Annotated in this window: 24 protein-coding genes; 21 read left to right on the plus strand and 3 right to left on the minus strand. The window is 66.5% G+C overall.

Annotation, left to right across the window (positions count from 1 at the left end; translation table 11 throughout):
• Positions 1-20: 20 nt before the first annotated feature.
• The 17 genes from ACOACQ_RS11775 (at position 21) to ACOACQ_RS11855 (ending at position 16777) form a co-directional block, all read left to right on the plus strand.
• Entirely contained in the window at positions 21-1166 is a 1146-nt protein-coding gene (locus ACOACQ_RS11775) for an acyl-CoA dehydrogenase family protein (RefSeq protein ID WP_378604094.1), read from the plus strand.
• Complete coding sequence (locus ACOACQ_RS11780) at positions 1166-2206, plus strand: hypothetical protein (protein ID WP_378604097.1); 1041 nt, start codon at positions 1166-1168, stop codon at positions 2204-2206. The genes ACOACQ_RS11775 and ACOACQ_RS11780 overlap by 1 nt, the downstream gene beginning before the upstream one ends.
• A complete protein-coding gene (locus ACOACQ_RS11785) occupies positions 2196-3806 on the plus strand; it encodes an AMP-binding protein (protein ID WP_378604100.1) in 1611 nt (536 codons plus the stop codon). The genes ACOACQ_RS11780 and ACOACQ_RS11785 overlap by 11 nt, the downstream gene beginning before the upstream one ends.
• A 152-nt stretch (positions 3807-3958) precedes the next feature.
• Entirely contained in the window at positions 3959-4369 is a 411-nt protein-coding gene (locus tag ACOACQ_RS11790) for a nuclear transport factor 2 family protein (RefSeq protein WP_378604103.1), read from the plus strand.
• Positions 4370-4457: 88 nt separating this feature from the next.
• Positions 4458-4976, plus strand: coding sequence for a nuclear transport factor 2 family protein (locus ACOACQ_RS11795; RefSeq protein WP_378604106.1), 519 nt, complete (start codon positions 4458-4460; stop codon positions 4974-4976).
• A gap of 266 nt (positions 4977-5242) precedes the next feature.
• On the plus strand, positions 5243-7045 hold the full coding sequence (locus ACOACQ_RS11800) for an FAD-dependent oxidoreductase (RefSeq protein WP_420288348.1): 1803 nt from the start codon (positions 5243-5245) through the stop codon (positions 7043-7045).
• On the plus strand, positions 7038-7979 hold the full coding sequence (locus ACOACQ_RS11805; protein ID WP_378604112.1) for an alpha/beta hydrolase: 942 nt from the start codon (positions 7038-7040) through the stop codon (positions 7977-7979). The genes ACOACQ_RS11800 and ACOACQ_RS11805 overlap by 8 nt, the downstream gene beginning before the upstream one ends.
• A gap of 70 nt (positions 7980-8049) precedes the next feature.
• Entirely contained in the window at positions 8050-8925 is an 876-nt protein-coding gene (locus ACOACQ_RS11810; protein ID WP_378604115.1) for a TIGR03619 family F420-dependent LLM class oxidoreductase, read from the plus strand.
• Between the two features lie 36 nt (positions 8926-8961).
• The gene (locus tag ACOACQ_RS11815) at positions 8962-9717 is read left to right on the plus strand and encodes an SDR family NAD(P)-dependent oxidoreductase (protein WP_378604118.1); all 756 of its coding nucleotides are present in this window, start codon (positions 8962-8964) and stop codon (positions 9715-9717) included.
• 204 nt (positions 9718-9921) lie between these two features.
• Entirely contained in the window at positions 9922-10557 is a 636-nt protein-coding gene (locus tag ACOACQ_RS11820; protein ID WP_378604120.1) for a carboxymuconolactone decarboxylase family protein, read from the plus strand.
• A 75-nt stretch (positions 10558-10632) separates the two neighbouring features.
• Entirely contained in the window at positions 10633-11403 is a 771-nt protein-coding gene (locus tag ACOACQ_RS11825) for an SDR family NAD(P)-dependent oxidoreductase (protein WP_378604123.1), read from the plus strand.
• A gap of 4 nt (positions 11404-11407) precedes the next feature.
• Positions 11408-12409 (plus strand): thioredoxin-disulfide reductase, encoded by a 1002-nt coding sequence (gene trxB, locus ACOACQ_RS11830; protein WP_420288349.1) that lies wholly within the window; start codon positions 11408-11410, stop codon positions 12407-12409.
• A gap of 68 nt (positions 12410-12477) precedes the next feature.
• A complete protein-coding gene (trxA, locus tag ACOACQ_RS11835) occupies positions 12478-12810 on the plus strand; it encodes a thioredoxin (protein ID WP_378604324.1) in 333 nt (110 codons plus the stop codon).
• A 105-nt stretch (positions 12811-12915) separates the two neighbouring features.
• Positions 12916-13683, plus strand: a complete 768-nt coding sequence (locus tag ACOACQ_RS11840) for an SDR family NAD(P)-dependent oxidoreductase (protein WP_420288350.1) — start codon at positions 12916-12918, stop codon at positions 13681-13683.
• Between the two features lie 176 nt (positions 13684-13859).
• Complete coding sequence (locus ACOACQ_RS11845) at positions 13860-15104, plus strand: cytochrome P450 (RefSeq protein ID WP_378604136.1); 1245 nt, start codon at positions 13860-13862, stop codon at positions 15102-15104.
• Between the two features lie 74 nt (positions 15105-15178).
• On the plus strand, positions 15179-15505 hold the full coding sequence (locus tag ACOACQ_RS11850; RefSeq protein ID WP_378604139.1) for a 2Fe-2S iron-sulfur cluster-binding protein: 327 nt from the start codon (positions 15179-15181) through the stop codon (positions 15503-15505).
• Positions 15506-15508: 3 nt separating this feature from the next.
• Positions 15509-16777 carry an NAD(P)/FAD-dependent oxidoreductase gene (locus tag ACOACQ_RS11855; RefSeq protein ID WP_378604142.1) on the plus strand — a complete coding sequence of 423 codons (1269 nt, stop codon included), beginning with the start codon at positions 15509-15511 and terminating at the stop codon, positions 16775-16777.
• On the opposite strand, the gene ACOACQ_RS11860 is transcribed toward ACOACQ_RS11855, so the two are convergent.
• Complete coding sequence (locus ACOACQ_RS11860) at positions 16765-17511, minus strand: SDR family NAD(P)-dependent oxidoreductase (protein WP_378604145.1); 747 nt, start codon at positions 17509-17511, stop codon at positions 16765-16767. The two genes, ACOACQ_RS11855 and ACOACQ_RS11860, sit on opposite strands and share 13 nt — an antisense overlap.
• Before the next feature lie 149 nt (positions 17512-17660).
• On the opposite strand from ACOACQ_RS11860, the gene ACOACQ_RS11865 reads away from it, so the two are divergent.
• Genes ACOACQ_RS11865 through npdG form a run of 3 tightly spaced genes read left to right on the plus strand, consistent with a single transcriptional unit; the run spans position 17661 to position 20567 of the window.
• Entirely contained in the window at positions 17661-18839 is a 1179-nt protein-coding gene (locus tag ACOACQ_RS11865) for an acyl-CoA dehydrogenase family protein (RefSeq protein WP_378604148.1), read from the plus strand.
• Positions 18839-19873: a phosphotransferase family protein gene (locus ACOACQ_RS11870; RefSeq protein ID WP_378604151.1), complete on the plus strand. Its 1035-nt coding sequence runs from the start codon at positions 18839-18841 to the stop codon at positions 19871-19873. Before ACOACQ_RS11865 ends, ACOACQ_RS11870 begins: the two co-directional genes overlap by 1 nt.
• A gap of 28 nt (positions 19874-19901) precedes the next feature.
• Positions 19902-20567, plus strand: a complete 666-nt coding sequence (npdG, locus tag ACOACQ_RS11875; protein WP_378604154.1) for an NADPH-dependent F420 reductase — start codon at positions 19902-19904, stop codon at positions 20565-20567.
• A gap of 434 nt (positions 20568-21001) precedes the next feature.
• Here the strand turns inward: npdG and ACOACQ_RS11880 are convergent, their stop codons facing one another.
• Both ACOACQ_RS11880 and ACOACQ_RS11885 read right to left on the minus strand, forming a co-directional pair.
• Positions 21002-22537 carry an acyl-CoA carboxylase subunit beta gene (locus ACOACQ_RS11880; protein ID WP_378604157.1) on the minus strand — a complete coding sequence of 512 codons (1536 nt, stop codon included), beginning with the start codon at positions 22535-22537 and terminating at the stop codon, positions 21002-21004.
• Between the two features lie 2 nt (positions 22538-22539).
• The gene (locus ACOACQ_RS11885) at positions 22540-23382 is read right to left on the minus strand and encodes an SDR family oxidoreductase (RefSeq protein ID WP_378604160.1); all 843 of its coding nucleotides are present in this window, start codon (positions 23380-23382) and stop codon (positions 22540-22542) included.
• A gap of 183 nt (positions 23383-23565) precedes the next feature.
• Here ACOACQ_RS11885 and ACOACQ_RS11890 point away from each other — a divergent pair, with 183 nt between their 5' ends.
• Positions 23566-25101 carry an acyl-CoA synthetase gene (locus tag ACOACQ_RS11890; RefSeq protein WP_378604163.1) on the plus strand — a complete coding sequence of 512 codons (1536 nt, stop codon included), beginning with the start codon at positions 23566-23568 and terminating at the stop codon, positions 25099-25101.

Below are 25101 nucleotides of genomic sequence, written 5' to 3' on the forward strand. Positions count from 1 at the left end.
CAGCAGGAGGAGAAGCAACGGTGAGCGAAGCACTCGAGGACATTCGTCAGGTCTGCGACGACATCATCAAGAGGGTCGATCGTCGCCACGTCGCCGACGCCGGGCGCGCCAACGAGGTCCCGCAGAAGTTGTGGGATGCGTGGGCCGAGACCGGGCTGCTGGGCCTCGGGCTGCCCGAGGAGTACGGCGGCATCGGCGGTGACCTCACAGATCTCGTTCACGCGATCGACTGGCAGGCGTCTGCAGGACTCAACCTTCAGTCGGCGGTCCCCAATTTCATGTCGCGCATCCCGATCGTGAAGTACGGAACCGATGACCAACGCAACACGATCCTCCCGGCGACGGCGACCGGTGAGTCCCGGTTCTCGTTCGCCATCACCGAGGCCGACGCCGGCTCGAATACGTTCAAGATCCGGACGACGGCACTGAAGCAGGACGATGGCACCTACCGGCTGTCGGGCTCCAAGTACTACATCACCGGCTTCCTGGAGGCCGAGTGGTGCCTGGTCGTCGCACGCACCACGCCGTACGACCCCGACAACCGCACCGAGGGGATCAGTCTCTTCCTGGTGCGCCCGGACTCACCCGGGATCTCGGCCTCGCCGATGGACATCGGGATCCATAAGGCCGAGAAGCAGTACTCGATCTCGTTCGAGGACGTGGAGCTGCCGGCCGAGAGTCTCCTCGGGCCCGACGGCGACGGTCTCAAGGTGCTCTTCGACTGCCTGAACCCGGAGCGGATGATCGTCGCTGCGATCAACATCGGATCGGCTGACTACGTCCTCAAGAAGGCCGCCGAGCACGCCTCGACCCGTGCCCCCTTCGACGTGCCCATCGGCACCTACCAGTCGGTCCAGCACCCGCTCGCCGCTGCCAAGGCGCACACGGAGGCTGCGCGGGCTTATCTGTACAAGACCGCTGCTGCGTTCGACCGCGGCGAGAAGGTCGGCATCGAGTCGAGCACCACGAAGTACCTCGCGAGCATGGCCGTGAGCCAGGCGACGAACGCCTCCGCGAATGTGTACGGCGGAGGGTTCGCTGACATGGAGACCGACATCATCGGTTTCTTCCTCCAGGCCAAGCTCTCCGAGCTCGGACCCGTCAACAACAACATCGTCCTGAGCCAGATCGCGACCCAGTCCCTCGGCCTCCCGAAAAGCTACTGATGTCGGCACGCGCCTCGGGCATGGTCTCGCGCGACTGGCACGACGTGTCCGAGGGACAGCAGATCGACGGCTTCACCCTGCCCATCACCATGAAGACCATCGTGCTGGCGGTCGTCGGCACGCGCGACGTCATGCCGTACCACCACAACCGGGACTTCTGTCACGGCCTCGGGATCCGCGACGCGTTCGTGAACACGGCCTACCTGCAGGCTCTGCTCAGCCGGTGTGCCACCGACTGGAGTGGACCGCAGTCAGTCCTCGCCAGCATGACGCTCACGATGAAGGACCAGCTGTGCCTCGGTGACGTCGCCGTGGTGGGCGGCAAGGTGCTGCGCACCTGGATAGAGGGTGAGCGGCACTCTGTCGAGATCGAGGTGCTGATCTCGACGACGGATGGTCACGATGTCGCCGGCGCCGTGATGGTGCTCGACCTGCCGGCCGCCGGTGCCGCGCCGTCACCGCGGCTCCTGACGGCCGCCGCGCCCGCCGTGGAGCTGGCTGACGACATGCCCGAAGAACTACACGGCAGATTGGGCGAACGTTTCGTGCGTCACGCTCCGTACCCGGTCAGCGAGGCGCAGATCGGCTACTGGTGTGACATGGTGCGGGACGCCAACCCGGCGTACCAGAACCTCTCCGGAGGAACGGGCAGGGTGCGGGCGCCAGCGGCGTCCATGTCGATCTGGAACCTCAACCGAGCGGGCCAGGTGGGTGTTTCGGCTTCGGCGCCGGACATCGACGCGATCGATCAATCGGCTTGGCCGGGCGTGGTCGAGTCCGACTGGCCCTTCGAGTGGCGTGCACCGCATGCACGCGAGGTGATCGTCCAACGACGACATGCGGAGTTCGGAGCTGTCGTGCGCCCCGGGGACGTCATCCACTCCACGGCCCAGCTTTTGAACTGCTCGGGCCGACGTCAGACCAAGCTCGGTGAGGGGTACTTCCTCTCTCGGTTCGAGGTCTACCAGAACCAGCGCGACGAAGTGATCGGAACGACGACCATGTCGCTCTTCCAGTACGGGATGTCCGATGAAGAATGATTCCGTGTCGCTGCCCGGCCTCGTGAGGTCGAGGGCAGAGGCCGCAGCGGACCAAGTCGCTCTGACGGTCGTGGAGGCGGAGCGCCGGCTCACGTGGGGTGAGCTGCACGACGAGTCCCGAGCCTGGAGTGCGGTGCTGGCCGGGCTGGGCGTGGGAAAGGGTGACGTGGTCGCCACCATGCTGGTGTCTGGTCGCGATGCAGCTGTGTCATGGATCGGGACCGCCGGTATCGGCGCGCTGGAGGCGCCGCTCAACCACGCCTTCAAGGGAAGCTGGTTGCAGCGGGTCCTCACGACGATTCGCCCGAAGGTGGTCGTCATCGACCCCCGCTTCTGCGCCACGTGGGAGCCCCTGCTGAGTGATCTGGGCATCCCCGTGGTCGTCATGTCGAATGCGCCCGTGCAGAAGTTCCTGATCGCAGGCGAGCTGCTGGCAACTGGAGGGCCGTTGGTGCCCGTGGTGGACGGTGCCCTCGACGACCCCGCCTGCGTGATCCTGACGTCCGGCACCACGGGTCGGTCGAAGGGTGTCCTCGTGCCCTGGGGGCGCTGCGCGGGCACTCTGGTCGTGGCCGAAGCTCTCGACCCGGACGGCGACGGCACGTACTACAACCCCTTCCCCACCTTCCACTGGTCTGCCCGTGGTCCGCTCTATCGCGCGGCAGCGCGGGGGACGTCGCTCGTGACGCGCGAGAGCTTCAAGACGTCGGCCTGGTTGGACGACGTACGCAAGTTCGGATGCACCGACACCTTGTTGATCGGCGCGATGATGACCTTCCTCATGGAATCCGAGCGGGGACCGGACGATGCGTACAACCCCGTGCGTGCCTGTGTGGGAGGACCCGTGCCCCCCTTCGTCGAGCAGTTCGCCGAGCGTTTCGGCATCGACCGGGTCGTGGCCACCTACGGCATGTCGGAGATCGTGAACGTCTTCCTGACGCCTCCAGGGGAGTCGGTCACGGCCCAGACCTACCAGTCCTGCGGGAAGGAAGCGGGCTTTCCTGTCCGGCTGGTCCACGCCGATGGTGCGGAAGCTGCGGTGGGAGAGACCGGCGAGCTTCAGGTGGGCGGCGATCGCTCGACACTGAACCTGGGGTACCTCAACGACCCAGAAGCAACAGTTGATGCCTGGACGGAGGACGGCTGGTTCAGGACGGGGGACCTCTTCCGGCGCGACGACGAGGGCTACTACTACTTCGTGGACCGCCTGAAGGACGCACTCCGGCGTCGCGGGGAGAACATCTCTTCAGGCGAGGTCGAGGAAGCCGCGTTGCAGCATGCCGCCATCGCCGAGTGTGCCGTCGTCGCCGTGCCGTCGGAATGGTCCGAGGACGAGGTCATGATCTATGTCGTCCTGGCCGACGGAGCCTCGCTCTCGGCGAGCGATCTCATCGAATACATGACCAAGAACGTGCCGGCATTCGCCGTCCCGCGGTTCGTCGAGTTCATCGACGAGCTGCCCAAGACTCCGACGATGAAGGTCCAGAAGGCCGTGCTGCGATCGCGCGGGCCCGGCGTGCAGACCTGGGACGGGTCGCAGTCGGCACGGCGTCGCTCGACGGCGGGGGCTGACACGAACTCGCGGAGCAGTGGCCCTTGACATGCTGAACGCAATCCGTCAGTTTATGTAGTAGGCGTGATCCACCTCACGGCCACCCGGGAGCCGGGATGTTCGTGATTCGTCCACGGTCCACTCGGGCCGCCCACCACCAGCGAGCGAAATGCTCGCACTTCACGAAACCGGAGCCGACAATGAGCGAGAGTGCTTACGACCTCTACTGGAAGCTGGTCAAGGCCATTCAGGCAGGCGACAACGAGACGACGCGCGGGCTCTTGTCGCCCGACTTCGTCCTCCACCAGGACGAGGGGATGCCCTACGGCGGCATCTATCGCGGCCCGGACGCCTTCATGGAACACATCGCCCACATCTTCGGAACGGTGTGGGGAGGAACCAACTTCACGCCCCAGTTCCAGGTCGTCGACCCGGACGGCACGCGCATCTGCACCGTGGTGCACCTGGAGGGGAAGATCGGCCCCAACGAGACGCCGATCGAGACGTACGTCAACGAGATCTGGGAGTTCCGCGACGGATTGGCCGTCAGCGAGCGGAACTGGTACTGGAACACAGCAGCCATCACCAAGGCTCTTGCAGGCGAGGCGTGATCTGCTGATCTCTTGACGCAGACCCCCGAGTGTCGCAGGCCGTGGTCTGCGCATCACTCGGGGGTTTCCTCGTAGAAAGGTCACGGTCTTGAAGGACATTGAACGTCTGTCCGCCATTGAGGGGATCCGTCAGACCAAGGCGCACTACGAGCTCGCCGTGCTCGCGAGCGACTGGGAACGGTACGCGGCACTCTTCACGGAGGAGTGCGTCTGGGACGAACGCGGAGCCTTCATCGCGCGCGACCCGGTGACCGGTGAGTGGGATCCGACCGGCTGCGAGGTGTCGTACGAGGTGCTGGAGGAGTTGGAGGACCGGCGCGCGCCCTGGCCGCGGTTCGGGCGGGCATCGATCCTCGAGACGTTGACCGCGAAACCCGCCCCTGCGCTCTATCACGAGATGTTCAATCCGCAGATCGACGTCGTCGACGCCGACCATGCAACGGCTGTCTGGCCGTTCAAGGACATCATCCACTTCTCACAGGGAGCGCCGATCTCCCGGGTGCACGGATGGGGGCACTACCACGAGAAGTACGTCCGCGAGGACGGCCGGTGGTTGATCTCAGAGCTTCGGCTCACCCGTCGGTTCCTCTACGCCTACGCACCGTAGGGACTCCAAGACGGCTCTGGCGTCTGCCGGCCAAGCATTTCCCCTGTCTGGGCGCGGGAGGGGCGACGGCCTACCCATATACCGACGCAAGACGACCAGTAATTATACGTGAGACCGGCGGCGTACGGCGCTTGCGCGGCTATTGGGGGCATTGGGGTGCGCAGAAGAGGTTGACTTTCTGTACTGCTGCCGTCACTATTTAAATGTGTCGCGGGCCACACGATCCCAGTGTGGCCGACACCGAACCATCGATCGCGGAGGAAGAAATGAACCTCGATGTGACCTCGCGCCCGAGTGACCAGTTGAGCCTAGACGAGAACGTCACGGGCTGGCTGACGGCGTTCCAGGACCTGCTCAGCGCACAGGACTTCGCCGGGCTCGCCGATCTCTTCGTCGCCGACTCCCACTGGCGGGACATGGGCGCGTTCACGTGGGACCTCGGCAACGTCAGCGGTATCGACACGATCGAGAAGCTGATGAAGGCGAGCGTCGTCGACGTGCAGCCGACCGAGTTCCGGCTGTCCCCGGAGCGCTCGGCACCGAAGCGCATCGTGCGTTCGGGCCGCGAGGTCGTCGAGGCGTTCATCTCCTTCCGGACCAAGGCCGGCTACGGCACCGGTGTCGTCCGTCTGCTCGAGACCGAGGACGGCTTGAAGGCCTGGATGCTCCTCACCAGGCTGGAAGGCATCGTCGGCGCCGAGAAGCGCCGCCCGCGCGGAGCCGGCTTCGACCGATCGGGCGACCTGAGCTGGCACGACGTGCGCAAGCAGCGCGCCAGCTACGCTGACCGCGACCCCGAGGTCGTCGTCGTCGGCGGCGGCCACCACGGGCTGTTCTCCGCGGTCCATCTGCAGTCCCTCGGCGCCGATGTCCTCGTGGTGGACCGGTTCCCGCGTGCAGGTGACAACTGGCGTACCCGGTACGCCTCGTTGGCGCTGCACAACGAGACGGACATGGTGCATTTTCCAGGCCTGCCGTTTCCCGACACCTATCCGCAGTACCTGCCCAAGGACCTGCTCGCCGACTGGATCGAGCTCTACGTCGAGGCGATGCAGCTGAACTACTGGAGTGCCACCGACTTCGTCAGTGGCGAGTACCACGAAGCGTCCGGGAAGTGGCAGGTGGTGCTCCGGCTCGCCGACGGCACGGAGCGCACGATGCACCCGCGCCATGTGGTGATGGCAACTGGTGGTGTCGGTGGTCGTCCTTATCGCCCCGAGATGCCTGGGCTCGATTCCTTTGCCGGCAACACGCTGCACACCAAGGAATTCAGCCAGGGGGCCGACCACGCCGGTCAGCGTGTCCTCGTCGTGGGTGTGGGCACCAGCGGACACGACACGGCCCGCGAGCTGCACCTCAACGGTGCGCAGGTTGCGATGCTGCAGCGGAGTCCCGTGACGGTGGTCGACCTCGAGACCACCAAGTTGTGCTACCCGCCTGCCTTCTTCGACGGCACGCCGCTCGCCGAGGCGGACTTCATGAGCATGGCCGGCTGGGCCTACCCGGTGCTGAAGAGCGGGCTACGCCAGCTCGGTCAGATGTGCATCGATCAGGACGAGGAGCTCCTCCAGTCGCTGGAGGCGGCCGGCCTGCGGATTCGCAGGCCGGAGAACGGCTTCCTCTGGCAGGTTTACGAGACCTTCGCCGGCTACTACTTCAACGTCGGCGCCTCCGAGCTGATCATCTCGGGGGACATTCAGGTCCACCAGGCCGAGGACGTGGTGTCCTTCGTGCCTGAGGGACTGGCCATGTCGGGCGGCCAGATCCTGCCGTTCGACACCGTCATCCTGGCCACCGGATACATGAACCAGAGGTACGAGACCGAGGCCCTGTTCGGCCGCGACGTCGCCGACAGGGTCGGCGACATCGGCGGGTTCGACGAGGTCGGGGAACTCAGGAACACCTACAAGCCGACGGCTCAGCCCGGATTGTGGTTCACCTCGAGCGGGTTCGCCTCGGGCCGACACCTGGCTCCGAGCATGGCCGCGATGATCAAGGGCCAGCTCGACGGTCACGTCACCGAGAACCGCTACGGCTTCATCGCCCAGAACGGAGGAACCCATGACTGACGAGGTCACCACAGTGCCGAGCCGCCAGGCGCACGAGGTAGCCCAGCTCATCCAGGACTACAAGGCGCGAGTGATCGGCCTGGGGCAGAGCCTCACGATGGACGAGCGCCGCAAGGCAACCGATTCCATCGGAGAGTGGGCCACCACCCGGGACGACGTCGAGCTGAGGTCCACAAGACTGGGCAGCCGAGAAGCCAGCCACTACGTGCCCGACAGCACAGAGCCGGGCATGGTCATGCTGTACCTCCATGGCGGCGGCTACGTCATGGGGTCGCTGGACAGTCACGGCCGCCTGATGGCCCATCTTGCGCACAGCTGCTCGACCGAGGTCTACGGCCTCGACTTCCGCCGTGCACCCGAGAACCCCTATCCCGCCGCGCTTGATGACGCCAAGGCGGCGTACGACGCACTCCTGGAGCTTGGTCACAGCCCGCATGAGATCGTCATCGCCGGAGACAGCGCCGGAGCGGGCTTGGCGCTCGCCGTCATGGCACTGATCCGGGACGCGGGGGACGATCTCCCTGCCGGCGCGATGCTGTTCTCACCCTGGCTGGACCTCGCGCTGACCGGTGAGTCCATGGAGCGGTTGGCGGCCGAGGACCCTTGGACCACGAAGCCGACGCTGGAGGCCTTCGGCAAGTTCTACGCCGGCGACACCGACGTCCGGCATCCGTCGATCTCACCTCTCTACATGGACTTCGCCGGCCTACCGCCGCTCCTGGTGCACGTGAGCAGCTCGGAGATCCTGTTCGATGACGCGACCCGAGCGCGTGACCGTGCCTCTGCTTCGGGCGTCGACGTCGAGTTCCGTGCCTGGAAGGGCGTGCCCCACGTCTTCCAGCTCTTCGCCGGCAACCTGCCCGAGGCTGACCAGTCGCTGACCGACGCAGCGACGTGGTTCGGCAACCGCCGAGCCCCAGCCGCTCTGCACTGAGTCACTGAGCCGACCCAGGCACTACGACGCCGATCCTCGTCACGAACCCAATCGCCTATCGGAGGTTTCCATGAAGTTCTCACTCTCCCTCGCCTACACCGATCCCCACGAAGTCGTCACGCTGGCGCAGACCGCCGAAAACTCGGGCTTCACCGGCATCGCCATGGGCGAGCACCTGATGCACCCGGTCAACATCGAGTCCGACTACCCCTACAAGGCGACGCCGGACGGTCCGCGCTCGATCGACCACAACGCCCCGCTCCTTCACCTGTGGGCGACTGCCGGCGCCATCCTCGGATCGACCACGACGTTGCGGTTCATGACGTCGGTCTACCTCCTGCTCCTGCGTCATCCGCTGGAGTCGGCCAACGGCGCTGCAACGCTGTCGAACCTCTCGGGCAACCGCTTCTCGTTCGGCGTGGGCATCGGCTGGATGAAGGAGGAGTACGACGAGCTGGGCATTCCGTGGGAGGGGCGTGGTGCCCGCTTCGACGAGGCGCTGAACATCATGGACCGCGCCTGGCAAGGCGTGTCCGAGCGGCACGAGGGCAAGAACTACAGCATCTCGGCGATGGGGACCAACCCCACACCGTCCACCCCCATCCCGATGTACTTCGGCGGGCACGCCGCCCCCGCCATGAAGCGAGCGGCGCTCCGCGGCGACGGCTGGATCTGCGCTCCGCGCCCCGACGCAGTCAAGGGACAGATCGAGACGATCAACCAGATGCGCCAGGAAGCCGGCAGGGATGACCGGCCGTTCGAGTACGTCGCGATGATCAAGCAGCCCGACCCCGCGCTCATCCGCGAGCTTCGCGGCTACGGCGTCGACCACATCATCGTCAGCTGCCCCTGGCGTCCCGACGTCGCCCGGGCCGGCGATGCGGCCAAGGTCGATGTGCTCGCCGACCTCGGCGCCACGCTGCAGAAGATCGTCGTAGACCTCTAGCCACGCGCCTCACCGAAGAAGCAGGAGAACGGACTGATGGACCTCAACATCGAGGGCAAGGTCGCACTCGTCACGGGCGCGACGGCCGGTATCGGTCGAAAGACGGCGACGATGCTCGCCGCGGAGGGCGTTCGGCTCGCTGTGCTGGGGCGCCGCGGAGACGAGCTCGACGCCCTGGCTGACGAGATCGCAGGGAGCGGTGCCGATCGTCCGCTCGTTATCGCAGCGGACCTCCTCGAACCAGGGGTCTCGCAGCGGGTTCGGGAGCAAGTGGGGGACGCGTACGGTGGTCTCGACATCTTGGTGAACAATGCCGGTGGCGCCGAGCAGCCTGGCACCGTGCTCACCGAGGACGTCTGGCAGTCGCAGTTCGAGCTGAACTTCCACCAGAAAAGGCGGATGACCGAGGCGTTCGAGGACTTCCTCAAGGCCAGTGACCAAGGTCGGGTCATCACCCTCGCGTGCATCCTCGAGCCGTCGGGTCCTTCAGCGGCGATGTCGGCCTTGGGGGCCTGTCTGGTGTGGTCGAAGGGCTATGCCCGGTACATGGCGTCATCGGGAGTCACTGTCAACGCGGTGGGTCCGGGCCGGGTCGAGAGCGAGCAGCTCTCCAAGATGTTCCCGGACGACGCGTCACGGGACGGCTACATCAAGATGAGCGGCCTCCCCTTCGGCAGGTTCGGCAAGCAGGAGGAGGCAGCGTCACTTATCTTGTTCCTCGCCTCTGCCCAGGCGTCCTACATCACCGGACAGATCATCGCTGTGGACGGCGGGCTCAACCGAGGCATCTGAGCACGCGCCGACGTCAACCCCCTCGGCTCGCGCAGATCGCGCGATGCCGAATGGCGTATGCGCGCCCGCATGCCCAACGAGCCAACGGGTCTCGAATCTGCTGGTTCCTAAATTTCTGACGATCCGTTGACATTAAGTACGGTATCCGTCAGTATTACCCACATCACATTCCTTCCGTATTACTCACCCCTTAGGAGTCCACTGATGAGCGTTGTCGAAGACGTCGCCACCCGCCGTATGCCGCTGAGCCCGCCCGACGTCTACGGCCCGGTCTTCGGTCCGGAGGCGCCGGTCCACCAGCAGATCCTTGCCTGGTCCACGAAGGCATCCGAGGCCGTCATGACCTTCATGGCGTCCATCTACACCAACAACCACCTCGAGCCCCGGCTCGTGGAGCTCATCCGCCTGCGGATCGCCTTCCACAACCAGTGCCGCACGTGCATGGCGACCCGCAACCAGGAGTCGGGCGTCACCGAAGAACTCGTGTGCTCCCTGGAGCGTCCCGAAGAGGCACCTGACCTCACTGATGCCGAGAAGGCCGCGCTGAAGCTCGCAGATCTCATGTCGATCGACCACTTCTCGCTGAAGGACGAGCACTTCGAGCGGCTTCACGAGTTCTACACGCCGGAGCAGATCGTCGAACTGGGCGTCCTGATCGGCGGCACCCTCGGCATGGGTCGGCTGACAGCCAGTTGGGACATCGTGGAGAACCTCCCGGAGCGCTTCCAGAAGGACCGCGACTCAGGCTTCGTCACTCCCTGGGGTGAGGGCGACGTGCTCATCAACAGCGCGGACATGTCAGGCAAGACGATCCACGCCCCGGGCATCCGCGCCTCTTGATCCCTCGTCTGAGCTAGCCGACGTCGTCGCCCAGTTCAGCACCTTCCGCAACTGACAATCCACAAGGACAATGCAATGACGTTTCCGGTTCTCCAGGACAAAGTGATCATCGTGACCGGCGCCGCCCGCGGCATCGGAGAGGCAACGGCCCGTCTCGCAGCGGCAGCTGGTGCGAAGGTGGTCATCGCGGACGTCAACGAGGCAGGTGGTCAGGCCGTCGCTGACTCGATCGTCAGCGAGGGTGGCACCGCTGCCTTCGTCAAGGCGGATGTTTCTGACGGCGCGTCGGTGGAGGCGATGGTCGAGAGCACGGTCCAGCTGTTTGGCCGGCTCGATGGTGCGGTCAACAATGCAGCGATCCAGGCGGACTCGGCACTGCTGTCGGAGTTCGACGAGGACTACTTCGACCGACTGATCGGGGTCGAGCTGAAGGGCGTCGCCCTCTGCCTCAAGTACGAGCTGCGCCAGTTGATCAAGCAGGGGGGCGGAGGTTCGCTCGTCAACATCTCCTCCGCGAACGGCTTCCGCCCCCAGTTCAACCAAGCGATCTACACCTCCACCAAGCACGGCATCATCGGACTCACTCAGACAGCAGCGATCGAGAACGGCCAGCACGGCACCCGGATCAACGCCTTGGCGCCCGGCGCCGTTGAGACTCCCATGCTGCTCGAGGCACTCGAGATGAACGGGCTCGATCCTGCGGCGACTGCGAGCCTTCTGTCCGTGTTTGATCGCTTCGGCCAGCCCTCGGAGATGGCGGAGGGCGCGGTGTGGCTGCTGTCCGACAACGCAAGCTATGTCACCGGCACGACACTGCATGTCGACGGCGGGTACACGGGTCGCTAGCGCCATGCAGCAAGATGCAGAGACCCGCAATGTCATCGTCATCGGGTCCGGCCCCTCGGGCTACACCGCGGCGATCTACGCCGCCCGCGCCCAGCTCGCGCCCCTGGTGTTCGAGGGCTCCGTGACCGCTGGCGGCGCGCTGATGAACACCACCGAGGTCGAGAACTTCCCCGGTTTCCGCGACGGCATCCAGGGCCCGGCCCTGATGGACGAGATGCGCGCCCAGGCCGAGCGGTTCGGCGCCAAGCTGATCGCCGACGACGTCGTCGAGGTCGACCTCACCGGTGACATCAAGGTCGTCAAGACGGCCACCGACACCTACACCGCACGCTCGGTGATCCTGTCCACCGGTTCGGGCTACCGCCACCTCGACCTGCCCAACGAGGAGAAGCTCTCGGGCCGCGGCGTCTCCTACTGCGCCACCTGCGACGGGTTCTTCTTCCGCGAGCAGCACATCGCCGTGGTCGGCGGCGGCGACTCCGCCGTCGAGGAGGCCACCTTCCTGACCCGCTTCGGCTCCAAGGTCTCGCTGATCGTGCGCCGCGACGAGCTGCGCGCCTCCAAGATCATGCAGGAGCGGGCCTTCGCGGACCCGAAGCTCGAGATCATCTGGAACTCCGCCGTCGAGACCATCAACGGCACCGAATCCCTGGAGTCGCTGACCCTCAAGGACACCGTCACCGGCGAGCTCAGCGAGATCCCCGCGACCGGCCTGTTCATCGCGATCGGCCACGAGCCTCGCTCCGAGCTGCTGGTCGGCCAGGTCGACCTCGACGACAACGGCTACGTGCTGGTCAAGCCCGGCTCGACCGCGACCAACATCGACGGCGTGTTCGCCGCCGGCGACCTGGTCGACCACGTCTACCGCCAGGCCATCACCGCCGCCGGCACCGGCTGTGCCGCCGCCCTCGACGCGGAGCGCTACATCGGCTTCCTCGACCACGCCGCCCACTCCGCGCTTGAGGCCCAGGCCCGCGGCGCCGTGGTCGCGGACCTGGGCGCCTGACCGCACCGCTGCGGCCAGGCAAAGAACCAGCCAAGGGGACGTCTGTCCCGAGAACGAAGATGAGGATCCTGATGAGCAACATGCAAGCCGTGACCGACGCGGAGTTCGAGACCGCGGTCCTGCAGTCGGAGCTCCCGGTGCTCGTCGACTTCTGGGCGGAGTGGTGTGGGCCGTGCCGTCAGGTCGGGCCGATCCTTGACGAGATCGCTGCTGAGGTCGGCGAGCAGATGCGATTCTTCAAGCTGAACGTCGACGAGAACCCGGTTACCCCGGCCTCGTACCGCGTCACCGGCATCCCGACGATCCAGATCTACCAGGGCGGCCAGGTCGTGCGATCGATCGTCGGCGCCCGGCCGAAGGCTGGCCTGCTTGAAGAGCTCAAGGACTTCATCACCGCCTGACGAGCGGGCAGGCGCAGGCTCCCGCGCGCGTCTCACCTGACCGTCGGATTCTCCGACGGTCAGCGGTGCGGCGCATCAAGCCTTGTTCCCAGGAAGGACGCCGTCATGGCTGGACGACTGGATGGCCGAGTTGCACTGATCACGGGGACCGGTGGTGGTCAGGGCAGGACTGCCGCGCGCCGCTTTGCAGCGGAGGGGGCGACGATCGTTGGCTGCGACCTGAAGGTCGAGGGTGCAGCCGAGACGGTGGATCTGGTGCGGGCGGCGGGCGGCAACATGACCTCGACCGCGCCGCTGGACCTGGGGGACCCCGTCGCCGTCCGGGCCTGGGTCGAAGAGGCGGCTGCGATGCACGGGAAGATCGACATCGTCTACAACAATGCGTCGGCTCCTCAGTTCGGATCCATCACGGGAATGACCGATGAGCAGTGGCGGTCGAACGTGAGGAACGAGTTGGATCTCGTCTTCTACGTCTGCCGGGCGGCGTGGCCCCACCTGGCAGCTGCGGACAACTCGGTGATCATCAACATCGCGTCGACGCACGGGATCAACGCACTCCGTGCTTCGCCCGGTGGCTTCGCCCATGCAGCCACCAAGCACGCCGTCATCGGGATGACGCGGGAGCTGGCCAACGACGGCGGCCCGAATGGCATCCGCGTCAACTCGATCAGCCCCGGGTTCATCCTCACTGGGGTCACCGAGTTCCTCAAGGAGATTCCGGGCGGCATCGAGGGGCACCTCGACCACCAGATCATCAAGCGCACCGGGCGTGAGGAGGACGTGGTCGCCGCAGCACTCTTCCTCGCATCAGACGATGCGTCGTTCATCACCGGCCAGAACATCGTCGTCGACGGCGGCTACACGATCGTCTGAGCCAGCGGGCGCTTCGTGGGCCGCGAGCCGTTCGATTCCGCCGGGCCGACCTATTGCTAGACGCCAGTCGTCAGCATAAGGTATGACCTACGCCACACGGGCGGTCGCTTCGGCGGCCGCGGGGAGCGCACCAGAGCTTCGACAGTCAACGCCTACTTCACCGATGGGACCTCGCCATGACAACCACCCCGCTGAGCGGAATGCCGGACCTCGCCGATCCCGAGACGTTCCGGGCAGGAGTTCCCTACGAGCTCTACGAGCAGATGCGAGCAACTCCCGGCATCCCCTGGCACCCGGCAGAGTCCGGCACCTTGAAGGACGGCTTCTGGCTGGTCACTCGCTACGACGATGTCGTCGAGGTCCTTCAGGATGCCGGGCGGTTCAGCTCGCGGTTCGGTTCGGTGTTCCCGCTCCCGAATCCGTCCGGGGAGGGGCCGATGGGCAAGAACATCGTCTTCATGGACCCCCCCGAGCACAGCCGGGTTCGACGGGCCGCGGCGAAGTCTTTCGGCCCGCGGGTCGTCGCCAATTTCGAGCCCTGGATCCGCGAGGTTGTCAACGAGGCGCTCGACCACGCTCTCCCCTTGCGAACCTTTGAGTGGGTGGAGCAGGTGGCTCGGGTCATCCCCTCCCAGGTCATCGCCCGGGTGCTCGGCGTCCCCGTCGCCCAGCGCGACTACATCGTCGAGGCCACGTATGCGATCTTCCGCGCCCAGACCGCCGAGGACGCCGGCGCGAGTCTGACGGCGGAGTTCATGAAGGTGGGCGAGTTCATGACTCACCTGGGGGAGGACAAGCTCAAGGACCCGGCTGACGACATGACCACGGTCCTGGCGCAGGCCCGGCAGGCTGGGGACATCGACCTCGCCGAGTACCAGCAGTACTGCGCGTCGATGTTCAGCGCAGGCTTCGAGACCACGCACACCACGATCGCCCACATCGGACACCTCCTCGCCACCGATCCCTCCATCGCAGCCACCGCTGCGCGGGCCCTGGAGGAGGGACAGTCAGCGGCGCTGGTCGACGAGTTCCTTCGCTACGTCACGCCGGCCATGAGGTTCGCGCGCGTGGCGACCTGTGACACCGAGATCGCCGGTCAGGCCGTGAAGGAGGGCGACACCGTCCTCGTCGTACTCGCTGCAGCGAATCGCGACTCCGCTGCCTACTCGCGCCCCGATGAGTTCGACCCGTTCCGGGAGGGCGGCAAGCCACTCCCCGGGACCGGCGCTGCCGGGCTCACCTTCGGTGCGGGTCCGCATCGCTGCATCGGGCACATGCTCGCGAAGCTGGAGCTCCGTGTACTGCTCGAGGAGCTCCAAGCCCGCCAGGTGACCATCACGATGGACGGTCAAGCGGAGCGCGGCGCCAGTGGCGTGGTCAACCAGCTGATGCGGGTGCCGGTCGCGGTGTCGCTCCCATGACGCAGCTGGAGGCCGCCGGCGAGATCCGCGTGGACCACGATCGGGACAGGGCTGGAAATCAAGGACATGAGCTGATGAGCGACCAAACCACCGTGGTGTTCAGCCAGAACGGTCACCAGACGCCGGTGCAGGTGCCGGTCGGTACAACGATGATGCGGGCGGCGATCGACAACCTGATCAGCGGAGTGGTCGGTGAGTGCGGTGGCGACCTGTCCTGCGCGACGTGCCACGTTTTCGTCGAAGAGTCCTGGTCCTCGCGTCTGGAGCCGGCCTGCGAGGACGAGCGGGCGATGCTCGACGCCACTGCGGAGGAGCCCACGGAGCACAGCCGGCTGAGCTGCCAGCTCACGTGCACGGCCGACACGGACGGGATCGTCCTGCACATCCCTGAAAGTCAGTGACGAATGGACGTCGATCGGCCCGGACGGCCGTACGGGAACGTCGTCGTCGTCGGTGCAGGACAGGCCGGCGGCGACCTGGTAGCCCACCTGCGCGAAGCGGAGTTCGAAGGGGCGATCACCCTCATCGGCAGTGAGCACTCCGTCCCGTACTCGAGGCCGCCCCTCTCGAAGGCCTACCTCCTCGGGAAGAAGTCGAGGTCCGACCTGCTGCTTCGGTCGGCGGACACCTACGAGCGGTTCGGCATCGCCGTGCACGACGCGGAGGTCGAGTCCATCGACCGGGCACGGAAGCGCATCTCAATCAGCGGCGGCCAGCACCTCGATTACGACACTCTCGTGCTGGCAACCGGGGGAAGAGCACGGTCGTACCCGGGCGGCGAGCTGGTAAAGGCCTCGAATGTCCACTACCTGAGAACGCTCGAGGACGCCGACAAGCTGCGGCCCCATCTCGTTCAGGGAGCCCGGATGACCGTCATTGGCGGCGGGTACATCGGACTCGAGGTTGCGGCGGTCGCCAGCTCACTAGGGGTGCAGACGACGATCGTCGAGCGGGAGCAGCGTCTCCTTGCTCGCGTCACGTCCGGAGTGACCTCGTCGTTCTTCGCCCGGGTGCACGGTGAGGCGGGGACTCGCGTGCTCACGGGACGGTCCGTCGCGGAATTCGACGTGTCGGACGATCGGGTGGCTTCGCTCACGCTCGACGACGGCACGACGATCGAGACGGATCTCTGTCTCGTCGGTATCGGTCTCGAGCCCGATGTCGGCCTTGCGGAGGCTTGCGGTCTCACTACTGACGACGGAGTCGTCGTCGATCATCTCCTGCGGACAGATGACCCCTCGATCTTCGCGATCGGTGACGTCGCGCGCCATCCGTGCGCTGAGGTCGGCGGCACGCGCAGGCTCGAGTCCATACCGAATTGCAGTGAGCAGGCGCGCGCCCTGGCACAGACGCTCGTAGGAAATCCCACGCCCTACACCGCCGTTCCGTGGTTCTGGTCCGATCAGTTCGATCTCAAACTGCAGGTGGTGGGGCTTTCGCGGCCCGAGGATGAAGTGATCACTCGAGGTGATCCGACTCGGGACAGAAGCATCTCCGTCTTCTACCTGAGGGACGGCCGGGTCCGCGCGGCTGAGGTGGTGTCGAACCCCCGCGACTTCGCGGTCGCGAAGAAGATGGTGACCGAGCGAGTGATGGTGGATCCGCAGCTGCTGGGCAATCCGTCGCTGCCGCTCAAGGAAATCTTCGAGGCGGCACGAGCTCAGGCTGTGTAACCGCCGGAGCCGCTTCGTGCTATCACCATCCGCGAGATGACGCTCGCGGGACTCAACGAGAGCAACATGTCGACGACGCGCACCACGTCAGCGACGGGGATCATCGTCGATGCGGGGATGCGATCGGTCACCCAGGCTGCCATCTCGGTGTCGACGTATCCCGGCGCCAATGCTGTGGCGGTGACGCCGTTTTCGCACTCCTCGAGGTTGAACGTTTCGACGAGAGAGAGCAGTGCCGCCTTGGAGGCTCCGTACGTCGCCAGGTCGCGCTCGGCGTAGGCGCCCGTGATGGACGACAGAGCGATGATCTTGGCGCCTGTCTCAGGTCTTTCGGCCGCGCCCGCCCGAAGCAGCGGCAACGAGTGCTGGATCAGGACCAGACCGGCGATGAAGTTGACGTCGAGGAGCTTCTGCGTCCGTTCGAGTGGGAAGTCCGCGATGCTTCCTGCAGTTCCGACGCCAGCATTGATCACCAGCGCATGCATGCTTCCGAACTCTGCTCTGTGCAAGTCGACGAGGTGGGCCAGGTGTTCGCGATCGGCAACATCTCCGGGGCTCCTGGAGACCGAGGGCGCGCCGGCCGCGAGGAGTTCTTGCTCGAGCTCGGCGAGTGCCTCGTCCCGGCGCGACGTGATGGTGAGTGCGAATCCAGCCTTCGCAAGGCTGAGGGCAATCGACCGGCCGATACCTCGTGAAGCACCGGTCACGAGTGCGGATGGAATCAGGTTCGTCACTGACGTCACGTTCCTCTCTGTGCCCGTCGCAGCGGTTGTGGACGGGACCGAAACATTAGAGTACGGCAGGTGACTAGTAATTACACCGGTCCCATGTCACGCTTGCCCGGATCGAGCGAGCGCTCGGTTGGACATGAGGGGGCCGCTGGATGCGCACCGAGATCACCGACCTGGTCACGGCGACCGAGGAGTTCGTGCGTCGGGAGGTTCTGCCTGTCGAGGACCTGCACGACGGCGACGTCGAGCTCGCCGGGGGCGAGCGTCTTCGCGCTGAACTCCAGACCAAGGCGCGTGCCGAGGGCCTGTTGTCGCCGCACGGCCCGGTCGACTGCGGTGGACTCGGTCTCGGCATGGTGCACCGTGCCCCCGTCTTCGAGGCGGCCGGCTACGGACTCTTCGGCCCGATGGCCCTGAACATCAACGCCCCGGATGAGGGCAACATCCATTTGCTCGACCATGTCGCGACTGCGGCGCAGCGTGAGCGTTTCCTGGCGCCGTTGGTCGGTGGGCAGGTGCGTTCGGCGTTCGCGATGACCGAGCCGGCGCCGGGTGCTGGCTCTGACCCCTCGATGCTGGCCACGCGGGCGACGAAGGTCGACGGGGGCTGGGTCATCAATGGTCACAAGCACTTCATCACCGGTGCCGACGGTGCCGGGTTCTTCATCGTGATGGCCCGGACCAGTGGTGAGGTGGGCGGTCTTGGTGGTGCGACGATGTTCCTCGCGCCTGTCGAAGCGCCCGGCCTTGAGGTGGGGCGCCACATCGGGACGGTCGACCGGTCGATGCTCGGTGGGCACTGCGAGATGCGGTTCACTGACGTCTTCGTCCCTGACGAGGACGTCCTGGGTGGTGTCGACGAGGGGTTCCGCTACGCGCAGGTCCGGCTCGGCCCTGCCCGGATGACCCACGTCATGCGCTGGTCGGGTGCCGCTCGTCGTGCTCACGAGGTCGCGGTACGACATGTCGCCGGCCGTGAGGCGTTCGGTGGACGGCTCGCCGATCTGGGGATGATGCAGCAGATGATCGCGGACAACGAGATCGACCTCGCCGCGACCAACGCCCTGCTCCTGGTGGCTTGCCGCGAGCTGGACGAGGGCGGCCGTGCATCCGAATCCACGTCGATCGCCAAGACCTTCGCAGCCGAAGCCCTGCACCGCGTCGTGGACCGCTCCACCCAGATGTGTGGCGGACTCGGCGTCTCGCGGGACCTGCCGGTCGCGCGCATCGCCCGTGAGATCAGGCCGTTCCGCATCTATGACGGTCCGTCCGAGGTCCACCGCTGGTCGATCGCCAAACGGGCTGTGCGGCGGCTGGCTGGCGACGTCTGATGAGTGACCTGACTGCTCCCGAATTGGAGTCGGTTGGCCGGCAGCTGAGCGAGGTCGGTGTCGACCTCGCCGGAGCCCTCGAGTCGGTGCTCATCGCGGGTGGACGCTCGAACCTCACCTACGCCATCACCGACGACGTGTCGCGATGGGTCCTGCGGACACCGCCGCGCACCGGTCGCACCGCGTCGGCCCATGACGTGGCCCGCGAGCACCGCGTCACGGCCGCTCTCATGGCCACCGAGGTGCCCGTTGCGCCTGCCGTACTCCTCTGCGAGGACGAGTCTGTGCTGGGTGTGCCGTTCACGGTGTCCGGATTCGTCGACGGCGCCGCCGTACGAACCCAGGAGGACCTGGAGACGTACGACGACGAGGCCCTGGCATCGGTGGTGCACAGCCTCCTGGAGTCGCTCGCGATGCTGCATCGCGTCGACCACGTCGCGGCCGGTCTCGGTTCCTTCGGCCGACCCGACGGTTACGCAGCACGTCAGCTGCGGCGATGGTCGGGACAGTGGGACACGGTGGGTGACGAGCGGTTGCGCCCGTTGGCCAGCAGTGTCGTCGAGCAACTGACGGCCACGGTTCCGGAGCAACGGTTCACGTCCGTGGTGCACGGCGACTACCGCATCGACAACACCCTGTTGGCGTCGGACTCCGCCGCCGCGGGCTCTGTTGCGGCCATCATCGACTGGGAACTGTCGACCATCGGCGACCCGATCGCCGACGTGGCGATGATGTGCGCCTACCGCCACGAGACGTTCGACCTCGTCATCGGCGCCCCGAGCGCCTGGACCAGCAACCGACTGCCCGACGCAGAAGTCCTTGCTGCCGGCTATGAGAAGGCAGGCGGGGTCCCGCTCGAGAACTGGGACTTCCACCAAGCGCTGGCCTGCTTCAAGGTCGCAGTGATCTCCGCCGGGATCGAGCACCGACGCCAAGCCGGCAGTGGGTCAGGCGCCGGCTTCGACACCGCAGGACAGGCCGTCGAGCCCTACCTCGAACTGGCCTCCACCTACCTGAACAGACGAGCTGTCTGATCGGGCACCATCGCAAAAGGAGAACCCCATGTCTCAGTTCACCGACAAGACCGTCATCGCGATACTCGGCGGGACCGGGCCGCAAGGTCGCGGCCTGGCGCGGCGCCTGGCGATGGGCGGGGTGAAGGTCGTGCTCGGCAGTCGCGACGCGGCTCGGGCAGAGATGGTGGCCAAGGAGATGCGGGCCGACGGCGTCGGCGTCGTGGGAATCGACAACCGAGCTGCAGCGGTCGCCGCCGACATCGTGATCGTCGCCGTGCCGTGGGACGGCCATGCCCAGCTGCTGACGGAGTTGCGTCGTGTCCTGGCAGGCAAGATCGTCATCGACTGCGTGAACCCGCTGGGCTTCGACAAGCGCGGTCCCTATGCCCTGCCGGTGCTCGAGGGCTCGGCCGCTGAGCAGGCCCGAGCCCTCCTCCCGGAGAGTTCTGTGGTTGCCGCTTTTCACCACCTCAGCGCCGCCCTGCTGGAGGATCCGACCGTCCAGAGCCTGGATGCCGACGTCCTCGTGCTGGGAGATGACAACGACGCGGTGGAGACGGTCATCGCGCTGGCCGGAGTCCTGCCCGGCGTGCGCGGCATCTTCGGCGGCCAACTGCGCAATGCCCATCAGGTGGAAGCGATGACGGCCAACCTGATCGCCATCAACAAGCGGTACAAGGCTCACGCGAGCCTTCGGGTGACCGATGTCTGAGCCGGCTGAGGAGCACTGCCGTGCCCTAGTGGATCTTCGCTCGGTCGTGGCGTTCGGTGTGGTCGTCGTGCTGGAGATTGCGGGATGGGTCCGCGGGGGTGCCCACGTCGAGAGCTCGATCAGATAGCAGATCGGCTGGCTCAACGCCGGCTCAAAAACTCTCGAGACGCTGTCGCTCGCGACTCACGGCGACTGGTGTCGACTCATCTCGCCAGCCGATCGAAAACCGCCCCTGACCTGCTATTTTGTTCTCATCAGGTCGTCGGCTGAAAGCGTGCCGGGTCGGCGCCAGACACCTCGAAAACATTCTGATTCGCACTACGGATCAGAAGGTTTGGGGTTCGAATCCCTACAGGCGCGCAGATCGTTTCAGACACGAAGGCCCACGTCGCATGACGTGGGCCTTCTGCACTTGCTCCCGAGCTGTGCCCCGGTCACAGAGGGGCCACGCCGTGGCGGCGTGGCGTGAAGGTGTCCATCAGCCGATGGCGCGGGAGGACGGGCAGCAGGTCAGCCAGCCATGCCCGGGTCTCGCTCGGGCGGATCACGGCGTCGTACCCGAATCCCTCGGCGCCACGTACGGCACCGAGCTGTCCTCGGTACTGCTCGATCAGCTCGGTACGACGACCAGCGGGATCGTCGGCGGCGGCGAGCTCGCGCTGGAAGACGAGCTCGACGGCGGTCTCGACGGCCATCACCGCGGTCTCGGCCTGTGGCCAGGCGACGACCAGCTCGGGGTGGAAGGTTCGCCCGCCGGACATCATCACGTAGCCGCCGCCGTACCCCTTGCGGACGACGACGGTGAAGGTGGGCACGGTGGCGGACCCGAGCTCGAGGGAGAGCCGGGCGCTGGAGCGGGCCAGGCCGGAATGCTCCGCCTCGGCACCCACGGCCATGCCGGGCAGGTCCATCAGGACCAGGATCGGCAGGCCGAATGCGTCGCACAGCGACACCAGGTGGGCCGCCTTGTCCGCGGCCGCAGCGTCGAGCATGCCGGCCTTCGACAGCGGCTGGTTGGCGACGATGCCGAACGGGCGCCCTTCGATGCGAGCCAGGGCGGTGAGCAGGTTCGGCGCAAAGGCTGACTTCAGCTCCACGACGCTGTCGTCGTCGACGATCCCCGCGATCACCTCGGCCATGTCGTAGCCGACCCGCAGGTTTGCCGGCACGGCGTCGTCGAGTGCTGCTGCAGCGTCGTTCCGCGGGAGTGCCGGCACCTCCCGGGGAAGCTCGGCCTCGGCGTTGGACGGGAGCAGGTCGAGGTACCAGCGCAGGGCCTCGAGCGCTTCCTCCTCGGTGTCCACGGCCGCGTCGATGGTGCCGTACGACGCCTGGGCATCCGGGCCGTTGAGGGCCTCCGCGTCGGTCGCCTCGCCCGTCGCCGCTCGCACCAGTGCGGGCGGTGCCATCCCGAGGGACGCGATGCCGCGGACCGCGACGACGTAGTCGCACAGCGACGCGGCGATGGTGGGCTGGCCGTAGCCCGGCCCGAGGATCGCCGCCACCATCGGCACCCAGCCACTCAGCCGGGTCTGCGCCTGCTGGATGTCGAAGCCGCCGGCGAAGTCGCGGGCGTCCAGGCCTTCGTGGATCCGGTGGCCGCCGCCGTCGAACAGCATCACGAGCGGATGCCCCCGGGTTGCCGCGATCTCCATCGCCCGGCGCTGCTTCTCGTTGCCGATCAGGCCGTTGCTTCCACCGGCCGACATGAAGTCGGTCGCCACCACGACGACCGGTCGTTCGTCGATCCGTGCCGTGCCGATGATGACGCCGTCGGCGAGGATCGGCTGCCCGTCGGGGCCCGGTGCCTCCGGCCGGGCGAGGGCGCCGATCTCCCGAAAGGTGCCGTCGTCGACGAGCAGGGCGATCCGTTCCCGTGCGGTCCGCTTGCCGCGTGCGTGCTGTCGGCGTACGGCGTCCGGGCGGGCAGCGTCGTACAGCGCCGCCGTCGCGGCTTCGTGCGGGAGCATGCTCAGCTCTTGTTGACCCGCTCGTTGTAGGCCGCCCGGCGGGACTGGTCGATGTCCAGGAACGTGTCGTAGGCACCGAGGCGGCGGTTGAGGAAGTCCCGGACGCGCCGGCCGGTCAGGGTCTGGGTGAAGGTGATCTGGCGCAGCGACTTCGGAAGGTAGATGTCCTTGTGCTTCTTCTCGATGGCGTCGGCGATGCCCTTCGCGACGTCCTCGGGCTCGACGTTCTTGAGGAACTTGGTGCCCTTGGTGCCGGCCACCAGGTCGGTGTTCGTGAAGGAGGGCATGACGCAGGTGAAGTCGATGCCCCGGGCGCCGAACTCGAGACGGGCACCCTCGGTGAGGGCGATGATCCCGGCCTTGTGGGAGCAGTAGTAGAGACCGCCCGGGACGGCGGCCTTGCCGGCGACCGAAGCGACGTTGACGATGTGACCGGAGCCGTTCGCGATCATGTCGGGCAGTGCAGCGCGCATGCCGAGGGTCGGGCCGAGCAGGTTGATCTCGGTCGCGCGGCGCACGGTCGCCTCGGGGATGTCGAGGAAGTGGCCGATCGGCATCACACCGGCGTTGTTGATGAGCACGTCGAGGCCGCCCATCGCCTGCTTGGCGTCGGCGAGGAAGCTCGCGAACGACTCGCTGTCGGTGACGTCGATGTGGTGCGCCGTCACGTCGCTGCCGATGGAGGTGGCCGCGTCCTTGGCGGCGTCGGTGTCGATGTCGCCGATCGCCACGAGCGCGCCGCGGCGGTGCAGCTCCGCGGCAGTGGCGCGCCCGATGCCGCGGCCCGCGCCGGTGATCGCGATCCGCTTCCCGCCCAGGGTGCGGATTCCGGTCGATGAGCTCATGTCGCCTCCAGTGGTTTTTAAAAGAGAATCAGAAAAGTCGCGATGTGACAAGGCGAACTCTGGACGCCCAGCATAACTCAGGTTACGGTACTTTGTGACACCTCACACAGGCCGCTGATTCCCGGGTCGGTCGCCGGAGTGGAGGTTGGAACCTGATCTCTATGCGAATTCGGAAGGTGCCCGATGTACCCAGGAGTCCACGCCGCGACCAACCCCGACCACCCGGCTGTCGTGATGGCCGGCTCGGGTCGGACGCTGACCTACGGCCAGCTCGACGACCGCTCGGCGGCTCTCGCCAGCGCCCTCCATGGCCTCGGCCTGCGCAAGGGTGACGTCGTCGCGATGCTCACCGACAACGCGGTCGAGTGCTTCGAGATCTACTGGGCCTGCATGCGCTCCGGGCTCTACATCACGCCGGTCAACCGGAGCCTCTCTGCCGACGAGGTCGCCTACATCGTCCAGGACAGCGGCGCCTCCGCACTGATCGTCTCCGCGGCCGTGCCGGTAGCCGGCCGCGTCCGGGAGCTCGTCCCCGACGTCGCCCACGCGTTCGCCTTCGGCGGAGAGGTCACCGGCTTCGCGTCGTACGACGACCTGATCGCGGGCGCGGGGGAGCGGCTCACCGACCAGCCCCGCGGCTCGGACATGATGTACTCCTCCGGCACCACCGGACGCCCGAAGGGCGTCAAGCAGGCCATGCTGCCGATCCAGGTCGACCAGCCCGGCGACCCGATCGCCGGCCTGCTCGGTGGCCCCTTCAAGGTCGGCCCCGGCGACGTCTACCTCCAGCCGGCCCCGATCTACCACGCAGCCCCGCTCAAGTGGAGCGGCGCCGTGCACTCACTGGGCGGCACGGTGGTGATGATGGAGAAGTTCGACGCCGAGGGAGCCCTGGCCGCGATCGAGAAGTTCGGGGTCACCTGCGCGCAGTTCGTCCCCACGATGTTCGTGCGGATGCTCCAGCTCCCCGAGGAGGCCCGCGCGAAGTACGCCCACGACACCCTGCGGCTCGCGGTGCACGCCGCGGCTCCCTGTCCGCCCGACGTCAAGCAGGCGATGATCGACTGGTGGGGCCCCGTGGTCTTCGAGTACTACGGCTCGACGGAGCAGAACGGCATCACCTTCGTCTCCTCGCCCGAGTGGCTCAACAAGCGCGGGACGGTCGGCAAGGCGATGATCGGCGTCGCTCACATCTGTGACGACGAGGGCAACGAGCTCCCCGCCGGCGAGGTCGGCACGGTCTACTTCGAGCGGGACTTCCGCCCCTTCGAGTACCACAACGACCCCGAGAAGACGGCCGAGGCGACGCACCCACAGCACGACACGTGGACCGCGGTCGGCGACCTGGGCTACCTCGACGAGGACGGCTACCTCTTCCTGACCGACCGCAAGGCATTCACGATCATCTCGGGCGGCGTGAACATCTACCCGGCCGAGGTCGAGGCCGTGCTCACCCTGCATCCCGCGATCTACGACGTCGCGGTGATCGGCGTGCCCGACGACGAGATGGGCCAGCAGGTCAAGGCGGTCGTCCAGCTCAAGGACCCGTCCGCTGCTTCGGATGAGCTGGCCCAGGAACTCATCGACTACACCCGTGAACGGATCGCCCGCTTCAAGGCGCCGCGCACCGTCGACTTCATCGCCGAGATCCCTCGGCTCCCCACCGGCAAGCTCGTCAAGCGCGAGCTCGAGAAGCTCTACGTTCCCTCTGGAGTCTGA

Source organism: Nocardioides sp. CPCC 206347 (assembly GCF_048654605.1).
Lineage (GTDB): Bacteria > Actinomycetota > Actinomycetes > Propionibacteriales > Nocardioidaceae > Nocardioides.

Excerpts from the sequence above, each read along its gene's own strand:
- ACOACQ_RS11780 (WP_378604097.1), top strand. The coding sequence starts at position 1,166 with ATGTCGGCACGCGCCTCGGGCATGGTCTCGCGCGACTGGCACGACGTG.
- ACOACQ_RS11785 (WP_378604100.1), top strand. The coding sequence starts at position 2,196 with ATGAAGAATGATTCCGTGTCGCTGCCCGGCCTCGTGAGGTCGAGGGCA.
- ACOACQ_RS11790 (WP_378604103.1), top strand. The coding sequence starts at position 3,959 with ATGAGCGAGAGTGCTTACGACCTCTACTGGAAGCTGGTCAAGGCCATT.
- ACOACQ_RS11800 (WP_420288348.1), top strand. The coding sequence starts at position 5,243 with ATGAACCTCGATGTGACCTCGCGCCCGAGTGACCAGTTGAGCCTAGAC.
- ACOACQ_RS11805 (WP_378604112.1), top strand. The coding sequence starts at position 7,038 with ATGACTGACGAGGTCACCACAGTGCCGAGCCGCCAGGCGCACGAGGTA.
- ACOACQ_RS11810 (WP_378604115.1), top strand. The coding sequence starts at position 8,050 with ATGAAGTTCTCACTCTCCCTCGCCTACACCGATCCCCACGAAGTCGTC.
- ACOACQ_RS11815 (WP_378604118.1), top strand. The coding sequence starts at position 8,962 with ATGGACCTCAACATCGAGGGCAAGGTCGCACTCGTCACGGGCGCGACG.
- ACOACQ_RS11820 (WP_378604120.1), top strand. The coding sequence starts at position 9,922 with ATGAGCGTTGTCGAAGACGTCGCCACCCGCCGTATGCCGCTGAGCCCG.
- ACOACQ_RS11825 (WP_378604123.1), top strand. The coding sequence starts at position 10,633 with ATGACGTTTCCGGTTCTCCAGGACAAAGTGATCATCGTGACCGGCGCC.
- trxB (WP_420288349.1), top strand. The coding sequence starts at position 11,408 with ATGCAGCAAGATGCAGAGACCCGCAATGTCATCGTCATCGGGTCCGGC.
- ACOACQ_RS11840 (WP_420288350.1), top strand. The coding sequence starts at position 12,916 with ATGGCTGGACGACTGGATGGCCGAGTTGCACTGATCACGGGGACCGGT.
- ACOACQ_RS11845 (WP_378604136.1), top strand. The coding sequence starts at position 13,860 with ATGACAACCACCCCGCTGAGCGGAATGCCGGACCTCGCCGATCCCGAG.
- ACOACQ_RS11850 (WP_378604139.1), top strand. The coding sequence starts at position 15,179 with ATGAGCGACCAAACCACCGTGGTGTTCAGCCAGAACGGTCACCAGACG.
- ACOACQ_RS11855 (WP_378604142.1), top strand. The coding sequence starts at position 15,509 with ATGGACGTCGATCGGCCCGGACGGCCGTACGGGAACGTCGTCGTCGTC.
- ACOACQ_RS11865 (WP_378604148.1), top strand. The coding sequence starts at position 17,661 with ATGCGCACCGAGATCACCGACCTGGTCACGGCGACCGAGGAGTTCGTG.
- ACOACQ_RS11870 (WP_378604151.1), top strand. The coding sequence starts at position 18,839 with ATGAGTGACCTGACTGCTCCCGAATTGGAGTCGGTTGGCCGGCAGCTG.
- npdG (WP_378604154.1), top strand. The coding sequence starts at position 19,902 with ATGTCTCAGTTCACCGACAAGACCGTCATCGCGATACTCGGCGGGACC.
- ACOACQ_RS11880 (WP_378604157.1), bottom strand. The coding sequence starts at position 22,537 with ATGCTCCCGCACGAAGCCGCGACGGCGGCGCTGTACGACGCTGCCCGC.
- ACOACQ_RS11885 (WP_378604160.1), bottom strand. The coding sequence starts at position 23,382 with ATGAGCTCATCGACCGGAATCCGCACCCTGGGCGGGAAGCGGATCGCG.
- ACOACQ_RS11890 (WP_378604163.1), top strand. The coding sequence starts at position 23,566 with ATGTACCCAGGAGTCCACGCCGCGACCAACCCCGACCACCCGGCTGTC.